Source organism: Patiriisocius marinus, from assembly GCF_008974325.1.
In the GTDB taxonomy this organism is placed as follows: domain Bacteria; phylum Bacteroidota; class Bacteroidia; order Flavobacteriales; family Flavobacteriaceae; genus Patiriisocius; species Patiriisocius marinus.
The window spans coordinates 1,128,797-1,143,345 of sequence record NZ_BKCG01000001.1 but is presented as its reverse complement, the minus strand read 5'-3'; the positions used below and the strand labels follow the sequence as shown (position 1 = coordinate 1,143,345).

Genomic DNA, 14,549 nt, shown 5'->3' with positions numbered 1-14,549 from the left:
GCAGAAGTAGCGGACAATGGAGATGGTACTTTTACCATTACAGATGATTTCGGTACAGAAATTATAATTGACACTAACAACACTGTAACCACTTTAGAAGACAATGGAGACGGAAGTTTCACCTACACTTCAGAAGATGGAACAGAAACTACTTTTACTGAAACGCTAAGTACTTTAGAAGACAACGCAAACGGAACATTCACTTACACTGATGAAGACGGAACAGAAACTACTTTTGATGCAAAAATTGCAGAAGTAGCGGACAATGGAGATGGTACTTTTACCATTACAGATGATTTCGGTACAGAAATTATAATTGACACTAATGACACAGTAACCACATTGATAGATAATGGGGATGGTACAGTAACATATACTAATGAAAATAATGTTACAACTACAGTTGGCATAGTTGGACCACAAGGACCTGCTGGAGCTGATGGTGCTGACGGAGCAACTGGACCGCAAGGACCTGCCGGAGCTGACGGAGCAACTGGACCACAAGGACCTGCTGGGGCAGATGGTTCAAACGGAGCTGTTGGTGCAACTGGACCACAAGGACCTGCTGGACCACAAGGACCCGCTGGGGCGGATGGTGCTGACGGTGCTGATGGTGCTGACGGAGTTTCTCCAACAATTACACTTGTAAAAGAGACAATCGGATATGTATTTGCTGCAGCACACACACAAGCAAACGGTACAAACTCATTTAATATTAATAGCACAGTAACTAGAACTGGAACAGGTAGATACACTGTTGCATTCACAACTGCTCATCCTAATGGCGCTAACTACGATATTACATTTGGTGCACAAGAAGATATTGTTAATCGTGATTCAAGATTAGTTTCAGTAGTTACAGGAACACAAACAGCAAACGGCTTCCAAGTAATGGTTGCAACTGGAGATAACGGTACATCAGCAGATCCATTGGTAGATGAAGTTTGGTACTTTAACACCTCGGCTACTAAAGAAGTAGTGACTGATGTTATTCAATCTACTTCTTTAATTAGCGGTACTAGTACTGGATCTACCGCTTCACCTATTGGCACTGCTGATTCTAGTACATTAACACTTGATAATTTTGCTGATAGAAACACTTTCAGTATGCAGTATAGAAACACAACTGGGACAGCAACAGATTATGAAGTCTTAATAAGTAATACTTCGTATAGTACAATTCCAAATGTGTCTACTGGAAACTATACAATAACAACAGCCAATAATGCAGATGGAACTTTCAATCATTTAATTACAAGTACAGCACCACTAGCAGCATATGCTAATATAATTATTTCTGGAAATCAACCATCACCTGCTGGTGACAATTATGGGACTCAAAATCCTTCAGCTCCAGTAACAGTTACATTTTACACAAGATAAATATGAAAAACATAAAATCTCTAAGAGTATTTTTAATTCTTGCAAGTATTTGCATTATACAATCAGCATTCTCACAAACTCCTACAGGAGAAGAAATGTTAGGTTTAAATAGTGTACCAACAACAGCATTAGGGAATATAACTTCTCCTATTATTGGGAGTTTGTTATATAATCCTACAGATGAAAAAGTTTATGTATATACAACAACAGGATGGAGTGCTACAAGTGCATCAGAAACTAACACCTCTTTTTCGCAGAACGATTCTAGTGTAACAGGAGAAATAACTTATACTAATGAAGCTGGAACCCAAACTACAGCTCAAGTAATTGCAGCTGATAATGATAACCAGTTAGAAGTTGGCACAAATGGCGGTGCTTATTTGGGACCAACAGTTTACACTGGAAGTTTTATTATCACTGGAACTGGAAATCAAATCATTACAGGATTACCTTTTGAACCTTCCTCAATTACGTTTGTTGCACACGCAAACGTGGAAACTCTAAACCTAGATTCAGATAATGGTGTTGGTGATAATAATACAGGATTATCTAATTCTTTTGGTACTATGAATGGATTTGCAAGAAATGATTCTGGAACTACAACACAACAAGTTATATATGTTGGTGGTAGTGGTAACTCAATTAATGATATATCAAGATATGCTTCTAGTTCAAACTGCATTGGTATTAGATATGGAAATCAAAATGGTGTTGCTTTAGGAAGAACACTTGCAAGCTTAGCAAGCTTCGATTTAAACGGGTTTACAATAAATGTAAGCACTAAAGCTGATAATGTAGTTGTATTATATACTGCCTATAAATAAAATATGAATAAATTAATATATATATTATTTGTCCTATTATTTCAAATTAGTTTTGGACAAGATGCTTTCCATAACTTCGGAAATGCTAAAATACACGACAATGGGGCTATTGGTTTTCACGTCGATGTAATTAACGACGGAACATTTGACAACAATGAAGGTCTTGCTGGTTTTTATAATTCAGATAGCAACTTAACTGTATCTGGTTCAAATAGACCTATTTTTAAAGATATGGAAATTGCAGTCGTTGACAACCTCAACTTAGATGTTTCAGTGGGTGTTACAAATATGATAGACTATATAGATGGACTCATTATTACCCCAAGAAATGACTTAAATGTTAATTTAGACTTTTTAAATAATAGTATTTATTTTGGCGAAAATGACAATAGACATACTGATGGATACGCAACAGTAACTGGAGAATTAGATTTCAAGTTTCCTATAGGTGATGATTATAGATTAAGGCCTTTGTCAGTAATTCCTACTAATTTTACGAGCGAAAGATTTCAATCTGCATACTTTTTTGAAGATCCTAACAGCCCTTCAACTTTTAATGAAAGCTTCAACACAGATACTTTTGAACCTGAATTAAGTATCATCAGCACTCAGGAGTATTGGGATTTAAATGGAACTGAAAGTACGCAAGCACAACTTACCTGGGATTCACAAAGTTTAATAGAAATTCTAGCACAATCTTTAAATGATTTAAGAGTAGTTGGCTTCTCTATTAATAACCAAAAATGGGAAGACTTAGGAAATATTGCAACAACAGGAAATTTTGAAACCGGGACTATTACTTCAGAAAGTTTTATCCCTAATGAATTTGAAATTATCACTATTGGTTCAGTATTAAAAGCTGATGGATCAGTAACTATTTATGATATTATTACACCTAATGGAGATGGTAACAATGATTTTCTAGTAATTGGTGGATTAGAAGCATTCCCTGACAATGAATTAATACTTTATAATAGATGGGGAGTTGAAGTATATCGCAAAAGCAGCTATGACAATTCATTTAATGGTATATCTGATGGTCGCGCAACGATAAATCAAGAAAATATTCTTCCAGTTGGGACATACTATTATGTTCTTAAAATTAACGGTAAAAACAATATGGCAGGACCATTTTATATTAATCGTTAAAGAATAATCCTGAAAACATTAAAACTATCAAACAAAATCTCTCTTTCTATTTGTAAAATATGGAGATTTTGTTTTCAGCAATAAGTAAATTCTCCCAAGCAAAATCGATGAAAAGAAACTAAAATAGTTGCCTGATATACAACAAATATAATTAATAGGTGTTTTTCTTATTTCGTTTTTTTTTTAAATAGATAAACCTAAAGTTAAGGTCGTTTATATTGTCAAATTACACTAAATGTTAGAGTTCTATTAAAGTTCATTTGGTAACACAATTGTAAATTGAGTTCCAACTTCTGGCTCACTATTTACAAGAATATGTCCATCGTGATTTTTCACAAACATATGGCAAAGAATTAATCCTAGACCAGTGCCGGTTTCACCTGAAGTACCTACGGTGGTAATTTGTGTATCTAATTTAAATAACGAATCTACCTCCTCTGCAGACATTCCAATACCACTATCATTTACTGTTATTTCAATTGTATTACCTACTTTCTGTGTTTCTATCTCTATAGTTCCACCAAGATTGGTGAACTTTATAGCATTTGAAATAAGGTTTCTAAAAATAGTACTGAGCATATCTCTATCACCTATATATCGAAGTTCTAATTGAGGTTCATAAATAATAGTTATTTGTTTTTCTTTAGCTTGAGAATGAGCTGTTTCAATTACTTCCTCTAAAATCACACTTAAATTTAATGAAGTAGGCACATATTGTATGTCTCCAGTTTGTGAACGTGCCCAACGCAATAAATTATTCAATAAATTAGTTGTATTATTTGTTGACTTTTCTAAACTTCTTATAATTTCAGCTAAATCTGGATCATCTATTTTTTCATATTTGAGCAAACTTAATAATCCTTCAATTCCATTTAATGGCTGTTTTATATCATGACCTATAATTGAGAAAAATTTAGTTTGTGTAATGTTCAATTTTTGCAATTCATTATTCTTATCGCTTATTTCTTCTTTATTCTGAAGCAATAACATGTTGTTATTATACAACATTACATTTAGTTTTTTAAACCTATTAACCTGCCAGGTTATAATTATTGCTAATAATGAAATAGTAAAATACCAAAGAAAAAGCAAACTACTATAGGCGGTATTTTCCTCTAGAGGAAATTTATATGCAGTACCAATTGTTAAATCAAAACCATAAAAGTTTTTTGTAGTATATAAAAATTGTGAAGTGTCAATGTCATAATTTTTGTAATACTCAGTATCACTTTTAGTAGTATAAACCGTAGTGTTATTATGAGCTATTTCCCTATCAAAATCAAAGCCTTCTTCTGTAATAAATCTAAATACAAATTCATTATCCAAGTCTTCTTTATAAATATCGTCTAAGATAGCTTTAAAACTAATTATAGGCGCTACATAACCAACTGTCACGCCTTTTCGATGCACTCTAAAATTCATTGGCAATCCTACCCAACCTTCTAATAAATTTAATGGTGGAAACATACTCAATGCGTCGTGAGTCATTAATTCATCAAGATTTTTCATCTTCTCTTTAGTTCTAAAATCTTTTACAGATTGGCCTACTAAGTTCACAGGATCAATCGTGTTTCTTGTAAAAGATTGCATAAATACGTGAGAAGTATTTACGTAAGAAACCACTATAGAATCATCTAATTTTAAATCGGAATATTGATTCTTTACAAAGTTTTGAAAATTTTCAGTTGAAGGAAGCTCTGTAGACATATTCATATACGAACGCATACCTGCGACTAATCCTGCAAATTTATCAATAGAACTTGTTAACTTATCTATTGATCTATTATGTTGATTCTCTAATTTTAGTAAACGAGCCTCTAATTCATTTTGCTTAGATTCAGAATGTAAATAGAAAAAAAAGAAGCCAACAATAACAAGGAATATGGTTAAAAGAAGCCAATGGCTATTTTTTTTGAAAAAATTCATAACATAAATTAGATGGGGGCTAACAATTTAACAAACTAAGTACAGAAATCACATAAATATTAGTGACTAAATTATAAATAAGTACTTGCGTATGGTTTGAGTAGTCGTTTTTAGCTAAAAAAAATTACCAATTTTCAATAAAGAATATTTCTTCTAAAAATCTTCCATTAATTTAATTCTGAAATTTGATTTAACAATTTTATTTTGTGCGTCAAAATTTAGATGGTTATTAATTAAAAGTTAAAAGAGATTGTTTTTACTAAACGATTGTTTAGTTTTGTGATGTGTTAAAAAAGTAATGGCAAGAAAAAAAGAATATATAGAAGAAGAGGTACTTGAAAAAGCAATGAATTTGTTTTGGAAAAATGGGTACGAAACAACTTCAATGCAAATGCTTGAAAAAGAAATGGGTATTAATAAATTTTCTATTTACTCAAGTTTTGGAAGTAAACATGGCCTTTTTATTGAAAGTCTGAAATGTTATAAAACTAAAATCCGTTCAATTTTTGAAAAGTTTAGTAAAGCATCTAACGGTGTAGCAGATATTAAGGAGTTTTTTTACGACTCTGTTAATTCAAACTTTAATAACGAAGAACTAAAAGGATGTTTGTTGACAAATACTTATAATGAATTTTCAGAAACTGAAGATCAATTAATAAAAGAAGAAATGGCTTCTTTTATGGATAATCTCAAAGGATCATTTATTGAAAAATTAAGAATGGATTCTTCAAAAGACGAAGAAACCATATTAAAACAAGCCAATTATTTAGTATTAGCTAAGCATGGTTTGGCCGCTGCTGCAAGAGTAAATAGTAAGCAAGAGATTAAAGATTATATTGAAATGACATTTAAAAACATCTAAACTTTTTTTTACACCATAACTAAACGATTGTTTAGTTAATAATAGACAATTATCAAAATTTAAAATAGAAATTATGACAACATTAAAAGTTCACACTATCGAGTCTGCTCCAGAAGGAAGCAAAGCATTATTAGAGCAATCACTAAAATCTAACGGAATGATTCCTGGTCTTCATGGCGTATTAGCTGGAGCACCTGGAATTTTAGAAGCTTATCAAAACATTCATAAATTATTTACAGATACTTCGTTCGATAAAGATGAATTAACTGTTGTGTGGCAAACAATTAATGTAGAGCATGAATGCCATTACTGTGTACCTGCGCATACTGCAATTGCACATATGATGAAGGTTGATGAAAGTATTACAGAGGCTTTAAGAAATGAAACACCTTTAGAAAATCCAAAACTTGAAGCATTACGCACAATGACATTAACTATTGTACGAAATCGAGGTAACGTTAATCAAGAAGAATTAAATGCTTTTTACGAAGCAGGTTACGGTGAGCAACAAATCCTTGAAATTATCTTAGGATTATCTCAAAAAATCATTAGTAATTATACAAATCATATTGCAAATACTGCTGTAGATGCTCCTTTCCAAAAATTTTCTTGGAAAAAATAATCTGTAGTAAAACAATACTACGGCGATAATAATAATTATTAGCTTTACCCTTCTAGTAAATGCGGAAGGGTATTGCTTATTAATAAAGAAACAGTGATGATAAAAGTATCAGTTATGTATCCAAACAGTGATAATGTAAAATTTGACACTGATTATTATAAAAACAAGCATTTACCAATGGTTTCTCAATTGGTTGGAGATGCACTAAAAGGGATAGAGTTAGATTTAGGGGTCGCTAGTAGAGTACCTGGAGAATTAGCTCCATATGTTGCTATTGCTCATTTAAAATTTGATAGTATAGAGTCATTTAAAACTTCATTTAGACCGCACGCACAAACATTTGCTGATGACGTAAAAAACTACAGCAACGTGCAAGGAGAACTTCAAATTAGTGAACTTATAATACTTTAATTATGAAAGAGAAATTAAAAATTGATATCGTTTCAGATGTGGTTTGCCCTTGGTGTACCATCGGATATAAACGTTTAGAAAAAGCAATATCTGATCTTGGTGTTGCAGATGAAGTGGAAATTGAATGGCAACCTTTTGAGTTAAATCCCCAAATGCCAGAGGAAGGTCAAAATGTAATTGAGCATATTAGAGAAAAATACGGAGCTACTTTAGAACAACAAAGAGCATCACAACAACATATGGCTGAAGCTGGTGCAGAACTAGGTTTTACTTTCGATTATTTTGATGAAATGCGCATGGTAAATACGCTTGAGGCTCACATTTTATTAGAATATGCAAAAGCATTCAACAAACAAACTCAATTGAAAATGCGATTAACTGCTTCGTTTTTTAGTGAGCGAAAAGATGTTTCTAAAAGAGATGTATTAAAACAGGCCTTGCTAGATGTAGGCTTAAATGCTGAGGAAGGAATGGCTAAATTAGATAATGAAGATGCTCTAATAGAAGTTAAAACTAAAGAAGGCTATTGGCAACAAATGGGAGTTACTTCTGTCCCTACCATAGTTTTCAACCGAAAAAGTGCTGTAACAGGTGCGCAACCTGTTGATGTATTTAAAGAAGTATTAAGCGAGTTAATTGCGGAGCAAAAGTAAGCTAATATTAAGGAGCTGGATTAGGTATTGATGTATGTACGTGCTCTATCTCCTTTAATATTTCAGCAGAAAGACGCAAATTAACACTATCAATATTTTCTTCAAGCTGTGTTATTGTAGTCGCTCCAATAATGTTAGAACTAACAAATGGGCGATCATTTACAAACGAAAGTGAAAGTTGTGTTAGCGACAAACCGTGCTTTTTCGCAATTTCATTATAAGCTTCAATTGCCTTAATAGAAGCTTGGCTTGAGTATCTTGAATAATTAGGAAATAAAGTTACACGTGCTTTTTCTGGAGTTTTATTATTAAGATATTTTCCTGAAAGATTTCCAAAAGCTAATGGTGAATATGGTAAATACCCAATGTTTTCCATTTGTAAAACTTCTGCAAGTGCTATCTCATCACGACGTTGTAATAAATTATAAGCGTTCTGGATACTCACCATTTTAAGTTTTCCTTTACGGTGCTCTTCCATATATCGCATCGTCCCAAAAGGAGTTTCATTACTTAAACCTATGTGTTTAATTTTTCCTTGCTTAACAAAACATTCTAATCGCTCTAAAATTTCGGCTATATTATCATTCCATTTTGCGTTTGGCTCATGATTATAATCTCGAACCCCAAAAATATTTACTGCGCGTTCTGGCCAATGTAGTTGATATAAGTCTAAATAATCTGTTTGTAACCGGTTCAGACTTTTATGTAATGCATCTTCAATTGATGCAGGGCTAAAATCTAAATGTTCTCGTATATCTGAAAATATTCCCCTTCCCGGGCCTGTAATTTTAGAAGCTAATACAATGTCTTGTCTTCTACCAGATTTAGCTAACCAAGTTCCAATAATTTCCTCTGTTCGTCCATAAGTCTCCATTGTAAAAGGTACTGAGTACATCTCTGCTGTATCAATAAAATTTACTCCTTTGTCTAATGCAAAATCAATTTGTTCGTGGCCTTCAGCTTCAGTATTTTGACGTCCCCAAGTCATAGAACCTAAGCATATTTTTGAAACTTTTAAATCTGTATTTGGGAGCGTTGTATACCTCATTATTTATTTTATCAATGCAAAATTACTTTTATAGAATAGTAATAATTAAACACTTTAATAGTAGTCACTTTAATTAGTAGAATTGGTATTTCTTCTATTACATTTCGTTTAATAGCTTAGATATTTCATCTAATTTAGGGGTTAATATTACTTCGATACGACGGTTTTTTGCTCTTCCTTCTGTAGTAGTATTAGACACTAAAGGTGCAAACTCTCCTCTACCTGCAGCAGTAAGATTTTCTTTTGGAATATTATCATTTTCTGTTAAGATATTCACAATTGCTGTGGCTCTTTTAGTGGAAAGATCCCAGTTATTTTTTATCAATCCCTTTTCACCATAAGGCACATTATCTGTATGTCCTTCAATTAATACGGCAATTTCTTTATTATCACCAAGCACTTTCCCAAGCTCAACAACAGCTTCTCTTCCACGGTTATTTACATCCCAACTTCCACTTGCAAAAAGCAACTTATTTTCCATAGAAACATACACCTTACCATCGCGTTGTTCTACCGTTAATCCATTTCCTTCAAAATTAGATAAGGCTGCAGAGATCGCATTTTTTAAAGCGCGCATTTTAGCATCTTTGGCAGCAATAATACTTTCTAATTCTGCTACTCTATTAGAACTGGCTTCTAGTTCCTTTTGAGCTCTAAGTAGTGTTTGCTCTTTAGTATTTAAATCAATTTCTTTTTGATTTAATAATCGCTCTTTCTCTTCTAATTGTGCTAATAACCTTCTGTTACGCTCTAGATTTTCAGCTAAGTTTTCACTACTATTTTCCGCAAGTGCATCATAGCTCTCTTTAAGCCTATTATAATCTTGTGTAACTCCTGCGAGTTCCATTTCGGCTCTCATTTTATCTGCAGTTAGGGTTTCCATTTGACCTCTCAATTTAGAAACCTCAACACCTGAAGCACCTCCCGGAACACCATCTATTTGAGATAATAACTCCGCATTCTCTTCTTTCAAAGAATTGTTATTTTCTTTTAAATCTTCATAAATTTTGGATGAAACACAACTTGAAAGGGATACTACAACAAAAAGCGCTGTAAAGCTATTTTTTAATTTCATTTTTATAGGTTTTAGAATTTGGGGTTATTCATAATAATTAATATAGAAAGCTATCTAGCTTTTACACATCTAACTCAACCATATGTGGGCAATGATCACTATGCACTGCTGCTGGAAGTATAACGCTTCGTTTTATTTTATCTTGTAAAGGTTCTGAAACCATGTTGTAGTCAATTCGCCATCCTTTATTATTTGCTCTAGAATTTGCACGATAACTCCACCAAGTATAGTTATCAGGCTCCTTGTTTAAATGTCTAAAACTATCTATAAAACCGTTGTTAATAAAATTACCAATCCATTCGCGTTCTACTGGCAAAAACCCACTTGTATTTTTATTACTTTTAGGATTGTGGATATCTATCTCTTCGTGACAAATATTGAAATCTCCTGTAATTACAAGATTTGGAATTTCCTTTTTAAGCTCATTAACATAGTTTTGAAAAAGATCCATAAATTCAAATTTATGCTCGAGTCGTGCGTTATTTGTTCCGCTTGGGAGGTATAAGCTCATAATACTCACCCCATCATAATCAACTCTAATATTTCGACCTTCAAAATCCATAGATTCTATTCCCGTACCATATTCAACGTGTTTAGGTTCTTTTTTACAAAAAATCGCAACACCACTATATCCTTTTTTTTGTGCACTAAACCAATATTGAAAGGGATATCCCGCAGTTGTAATTTCGTCTGTATCAACCTGCTCTTCGTTTGCTTTAGTTTCCTGTATACACACTACATCTGCTTTAGTAGTTTGCAACCATTGTAGCATATCCTTTCGCATTGCTGCGCGTATTCCGTTAACATTATAGCTTAGTATTTTCATAAATTATATCCTTAAATAGGGCGTTTAATTTTCAAGTTTAATAAATCTTATTGGCAATGGAAGCCCCTTAACTTCTCTGCGAAATTAAATAAGATTGTATTTTTACAATACACGATCTCCGAAAGGTTTTCACAAAACAATCAACAAATAGTAAAAACAAACGTTATAACCTTAATTGGTAGCCTTGTTGAGCAAAATATGAAAGTAGTTCTAGCTGTATTTTTACTGTTTTTAACCACCGCAATTTACGGTCAGGATACAAGCACCTTGTCTCAAACTAAAAAGGTAGCTATTAATAGTAAAATTCTTGTAGATTCAGTTTCTATCAATCCCTCTAAATTTAGCGTACTCGATTTTAGCGGAAAAGTTATTGATTCAACAAATTATCAAATAGATTTTACAAAAAGCGAGTTAATTCTTTCTGAAATAGTACTGGGTGAAAATGACTCAATCACCATTGAATATTTACGCTATCCCGAATTTTTAACTAAAGATTATTTTCAAATAGATGAATCTGTTATTGTAAATAGCGAAGGTGCAATAGACAAGTTATATACTTTAGACCAAAGTACACGTGACGAAAATTTTACACCTTTCGACGGTCTAAATACCGCCGGGAGTATCTCAAGAGGTATTACTATTGGTAATAATCAAAACGCGGTTGTGGACTCACAATTAGACTTACAAATAACTGGAAAACTAAATGATAAGGTTTCAATTAGAGCCTCCATACAAGATGCGAATATCCCCTCACAACAAGGTGGGTATTCGCAAAATCTTGATGAATTTGATCAAATATTTATTGAACTATATAGCGATAACTGGAATATTAGAGCCGGAGATGTAGACCTTCAAAATAGCGGCAGCTATTTTGCTAATTTTACTAAAAAAGTTCAAGGTATTTCATTAGGAGGAACTATCAACCACGATAGTGGAGCTAAAACAAATGCTTATGCTGCAGGAGCTTTAGTGAGAGGAGTTTTTACACAAAGTAATTTTGTTGGTCAAGAAGGAAATCAAGGACCCTATAAACTTGTTGGACCTAATGGAGAACTTTTAGTTTTAATTGTGTCAGGAAGTGAAAATGTATATGTAAATGGGATTCTATTAAAGCGTGGCGAGAATGAGGACTATATAATAGATTACAATGCAGGTGAAATTAAATTTAACCCTACCTACCCCATTAATGCCAATATGCGTATTAGAGTCGAATATCAAGCCACAGAACGTAGCTATACGCGTTTTATAGGTTATGGTGGTGGAGAATATACTAGCGAAACATTTGACATAGGCGCTTATGTTTACACTGAAAATGATGCTAAAAACCAACCTTTACAACAAAACCTAAGCGAAGAACAAGTTGCAATCCTTCAAGAAGCTGGAGATGACATGAGTTTAATGAATGCACCTTCAGCTAGCCCCGAAGAATTTACTGAAGGACGGGTTTTATATAGGAAAGTGATTGCTAACGGTGTGGAATTTTTCGTGTTCTCAAACAATGCAGATGATGAGTTGTTTAATGTGAGATTTACGCTTGTAGGAGATAACCTAGGAGATTATATACTTTCAGATACTAATGCAATTAATCGCGTATTTGAATATGTACCTCCCGTTGCCGGAGTTAAACAAGGTAATTATGAACCGTTTGTTAGATTAAATGCACCAACTAAATTACAAATAGGTGGTATAAATGGAAGTTATCATCCTACTGAAAAAACTAAAGTTGATTTTGAACTCGCAGGTAGTGTTAACGATTTAAATTTGTTTTCAGACATTGGTGATGATAACAATGATGGTATTGCTGTAAGATTCGATGCACGCCAAAATTTACTAACACGTCCAGATAGTTTAAAGATTATAGGGGCAGCTAGCATTGATTACATCAATGAAGATTTTAGAAATATTGAACGACTGTATAATGTTGAATTTAACAGAGACTGGAACATTACAAACCCACTAGGAAATCAACGATTTTCAACAGCCGGATTTGAAGTCTCAAAACCTAAAAACGGAAATGTTACCTACCAATATCAAAACCTCAACTATTCTGAAAATTACAATGGAAATAGACACCAAGTCTCCGCTAACTTAAAAATCAACAAACTTAAAATTCAAAGTCAGTCTAGTTATTTAGATAGTGATGGTGAGAATCAAATCACTAAATTTTTTAGAGGTTATTCTCGAGGAACCTATACACTAAATAAAGCCTGGGCAGGAGCTAAAGTAGGTTTTGAAAATAATCGTGTTCGTAATAAAGAAGCAGACACTCTCACACCGTTAAGTTTAAAATATAATGCTTATGAGGTTTTTGCAGGTGTAGGAGATAGTACTAAAATATTTATAGAAACAGGTTATGAATACAGAACTAACGATAGTTTACGCAACAGCAATATTGAAAGAGTAAGCACAAGTAATACGTTTTACGCTAAAAGTAAATTGTTGAATAACACTAATTCGCAATTATCAATATTTGCAAATTACCGTATTCTAGACAATGTTGATGTAGAAGAAAAAGAACAATCATTAAACGCTAGGATATTATATAATCAAACATTATTTAAAGGATTACTTAGATCAAACACCACTATAGACACTAATAATGGTGTGGTACCTCAGCAAGAATTCACATACATTGAAGTAGATGCTGGCGAAGGTGTTTACACTTGGAATGACTATAATGAGAATGGTGTTCAAGAACTAGAAGAATTTGAAATAGCGCAATTTCAGGATGAAGCTAATTTTGTTCGAATACTGTTACCAAATCAAGTATTTGTTAAGATTCGAGAAAATAAATTTGGACAAACACTTACTTTAAATCCACAAAGGTACTCAGGAAATGAAGGGTTTTTGAAAATCCTTTCGAGATTTTATAACACAATTTCATATGTAATTGACCGTAAAATAATAAGGGCTAACGAAGATTTTAACATCAACCCTTTTAAAGATGGCGGAGAGGACCAACTTGGGCTAACACTTAACTTTAGAAATGCACTGTTTTTTAATAGAGGAAAGCAACGATATACAACAAGCTACACGTATTTAAAAACTGCATCAGATAATTTACAGTCATTCGGTTTACAATCTTCAACATTAAAAAGTCACCAATTTAATTTCACCCATAAAATGAAAGAAGTTTGGTTATTTTCTTTAAAAACAAGCCTTGGAAACAATGAGAGTACTTCTGAAAATTTCAGTAACCGAAACTATAACTTAGATACTTATGAAATTAATCCAAAAATTTCCTATTTATTAAATAGTCAAACACGCTTTGATGTGTTTTACAATCGAGTAAACAAAGACAATACTATCAATGGGCTCGAGATGTTAGATCAAAACAAGTTAGGGCTTTCGTTTGCCTATGCTAATGCAGAAAAAATATCCATAAACGGAGAATTCGCTTATATAGAAAATGGCTTTGAAGGAAGTGCATTTTCGCCCGTTGCCTACCAAATGCTCGAAGGATTGCAACCAGGAACTAACTTTACGTGGCGCTTATTATTTCAAAAACGAATTACAAAATACTTAGATGCTAACATAACTTATAATGGTCGCAAAAGTGAAGCGAGCAACACCATTCATACTGGAAGCGTTCAATTAAGGGCATTTTTCTAGCTATAATTTCCGTAGTCAAATTTCGGCACAACACCCCTTTTGTTATACATCATTAAAGTTGTTTTCAAGGCAAAGCCGAAATATTAATGACACATAAATCATTAATAACTATTAAAATTTCCGCATAAAAAAAGGCCGCAATAAATGCGACCTTTTAA

Annotated in this window: 12 protein-coding genes; 8 read left to right on the top strand and 4 right to left on the bottom strand. The window is 33.0% G+C overall.

Features of this window, described 5'->3' with window-relative positions; translation table 11 throughout:
- The 3 genes from GBH57_RS16335 to GBH57_RS04955 all read left to right on the top strand — a co-directional run.
- A partial coding sequence (locus tag GBH57_RS16335; RefSeq protein WP_161596067.1) for a collagen-like triple helix repeat-containing protein occupies positions 1–1,383 on the top strand: 1,383 nt, incomplete at its 5' end.
- Between the two features lie 2 nt (positions 1,384–1,385).
- Positions 1,386–2,207: a hypothetical protein gene (locus GBH57_RS04960; protein WP_151672941.1), complete on the top strand. Its 822-nt coding sequence runs from the start codon at positions 1,386–1,388 to the stop codon at positions 2,205–2,207.
- Positions 2,208–2,210: 3 nt separating this feature from the next.
- A complete protein-coding gene (locus tag GBH57_RS04955; protein ID WP_151672940.1) occupies positions 2,211–3,356 on the top strand; it encodes a T9SS type B sorting domain-containing protein in 1,146 nt (381 codons plus the stop codon).
- Between the two features lie 249 nt (positions 3,357–3,605).
- Here the strand turns inward: GBH57_RS04955 and GBH57_RS04950 are convergent, their stop codons facing one another.
- A complete protein-coding gene (locus tag GBH57_RS04950) occupies positions 3,606–5,282 on the bottom strand; it encodes a sensor histidine kinase (protein WP_151672939.1) in 1,677 nt (558 codons plus the stop codon).
- 298 nt (positions 5,283–5,580) lie between these two features.
- Between GBH57_RS04950 and GBH57_RS04945 the strand changes: the two genes are divergently transcribed.
- The 4 genes from GBH57_RS04945 to GBH57_RS04930 all read left to right on the top strand — a co-directional run bounded on the left by GBH57_RS04945 (position 5,581) and on the right by GBH57_RS04930 (position 7,830).
- Positions 5,581–6,144 (top strand): TetR/AcrR family transcriptional regulator, encoded by a 564-nt coding sequence (locus GBH57_RS04945; RefSeq protein ID WP_151672938.1) that lies wholly within the window; start codon positions 5,581–5,583, stop codon positions 6,142–6,144.
- 73 nt (positions 6,145–6,217) lie between these two features.
- Positions 6,218–6,766 carry a carboxymuconolactone decarboxylase family protein gene (locus GBH57_RS04940; protein ID WP_151672937.1) on the top strand — a complete coding sequence of 183 codons (549 nt, stop codon included), beginning with the start codon at positions 6,218–6,220 and terminating at the stop codon, positions 6,764–6,766.
- Between the two features lie 96 nt (positions 6,767–6,862).
- Complete coding sequence (locus tag GBH57_RS04935; RefSeq protein WP_151672936.1) at positions 6,863–7,177, top strand: EthD family reductase; 315 nt, start codon at positions 6,863–6,865, stop codon at positions 7,175–7,177.
- Positions 7,178–7,179: 2 nt separating this feature from the next.
- A complete protein-coding gene (locus tag GBH57_RS04930; RefSeq protein WP_151672935.1) occupies positions 7,180–7,830 on the top strand; it encodes a DsbA family oxidoreductase in 651 nt (216 codons plus the stop codon).
- Between the two features lie 7 nt (positions 7,831–7,837).
- On the opposite strand, the gene GBH57_RS04925 is transcribed toward GBH57_RS04930, so the two are convergent.
- The 3 genes from GBH57_RS04925 to GBH57_RS04915 all read right to left on the bottom strand — a co-directional run bounded on the left by GBH57_RS04925 (position 7,838) and on the right by GBH57_RS04915 (position 10,779).
- Complete coding sequence (locus GBH57_RS04925; protein ID WP_151672934.1) at positions 7,838–8,878, bottom strand: aldo/keto reductase; 1,041 nt, start codon at positions 8,876–8,878, stop codon at positions 7,838–7,840.
- A 97-nt stretch (positions 8,879–8,975) separates the two neighbouring features.
- Positions 8,976–9,953 carry an OmpA/MotB family protein gene (locus tag GBH57_RS04920; protein ID WP_151672933.1) on the bottom strand — a complete coding sequence of 326 codons (978 nt, stop codon included), beginning with the start codon at positions 9,951–9,953 and terminating at the stop codon, positions 8,976–8,978.
- A gap of 61 nt (positions 9,954–10,014) precedes the next feature.
- Positions 10,015–10,779: an exodeoxyribonuclease III gene (locus GBH57_RS04915; protein WP_151672932.1), complete on the bottom strand. Its 765-nt coding sequence runs from the start codon at positions 10,777–10,779 to the stop codon at positions 10,015–10,017.
- A gap of 198 nt (positions 10,780–10,977) precedes the next feature.
- Between GBH57_RS04915 and GBH57_RS04910 the strand changes: the two genes are divergently transcribed.
- Positions 10,978–14,391 carry a DUF8818 domain-containing protein gene (locus GBH57_RS04910; RefSeq protein WP_151672931.1) on the top strand — a complete coding sequence of 1,138 codons (3,414 nt, stop codon included), beginning with the start codon at positions 10,978–10,980 and terminating at the stop codon, positions 14,389–14,391.
- Positions 14,392–14,549: the final 158 nt, after the last annotated feature.

Coding starts and splice junctions, on each gene's coding strand:
- GBH57_RS04960 (WP_151672941.1), top strand. CDS start 1,386: ATGAAAAACATAAAATCTCTAAGAGTATTTTTAATTCTTGCAAGTATT.
- GBH57_RS04955 (WP_151672940.1), top strand. CDS start 2,211: ATGAATAAATTAATATATATATTATTTGTCCTATTATTTCAAATTAGT.
- GBH57_RS04950 (WP_151672939.1), bottom strand. CDS start 5,282: ATGAATTTTTTCAAAAAAAATAGCCATTGGCTTCTTTTAACCATATTC.
- GBH57_RS04945 (WP_151672938.1), top strand. CDS start 5,581: ATGGCAAGAAAAAAAGAATATATAGAAGAAGAGGTACTTGAAAAAGCA.
- GBH57_RS04940 (WP_151672937.1), top strand. CDS start 6,218: ATGACAACATTAAAAGTTCACACTATCGAGTCTGCTCCAGAAGGAAGC.
- GBH57_RS04935 (WP_151672936.1), top strand. CDS start 6,863: ATGATAAAAGTATCAGTTATGTATCCAAACAGTGATAATGTAAAATTT.
- GBH57_RS04930 (WP_151672935.1), top strand. CDS start 7,180: ATGAAAGAGAAATTAAAAATTGATATCGTTTCAGATGTGGTTTGCCCT.
- GBH57_RS04925 (WP_151672934.1), bottom strand. CDS start 8,878: ATGAGGTATACAACGCTCCCAAATACAGATTTAAAAGTTTCAAAAATA.
- GBH57_RS04920 (WP_151672933.1), bottom strand. CDS start 9,953: ATGAAATTAAAAAATAGCTTTACAGCGCTTTTTGTTGTAGTATCCCTT.
- GBH57_RS04915 (WP_151672932.1), bottom strand. CDS start 10,779: ATGAAAATACTAAGCTATAATGTTAACGGAATACGCGCAGCAATGCGA.
- GBH57_RS04910 (WP_151672931.1), top strand. CDS start 10,978: ATGAAAGTAGTTCTAGCTGTATTTTTACTGTTTTTAACCACCGCAATT.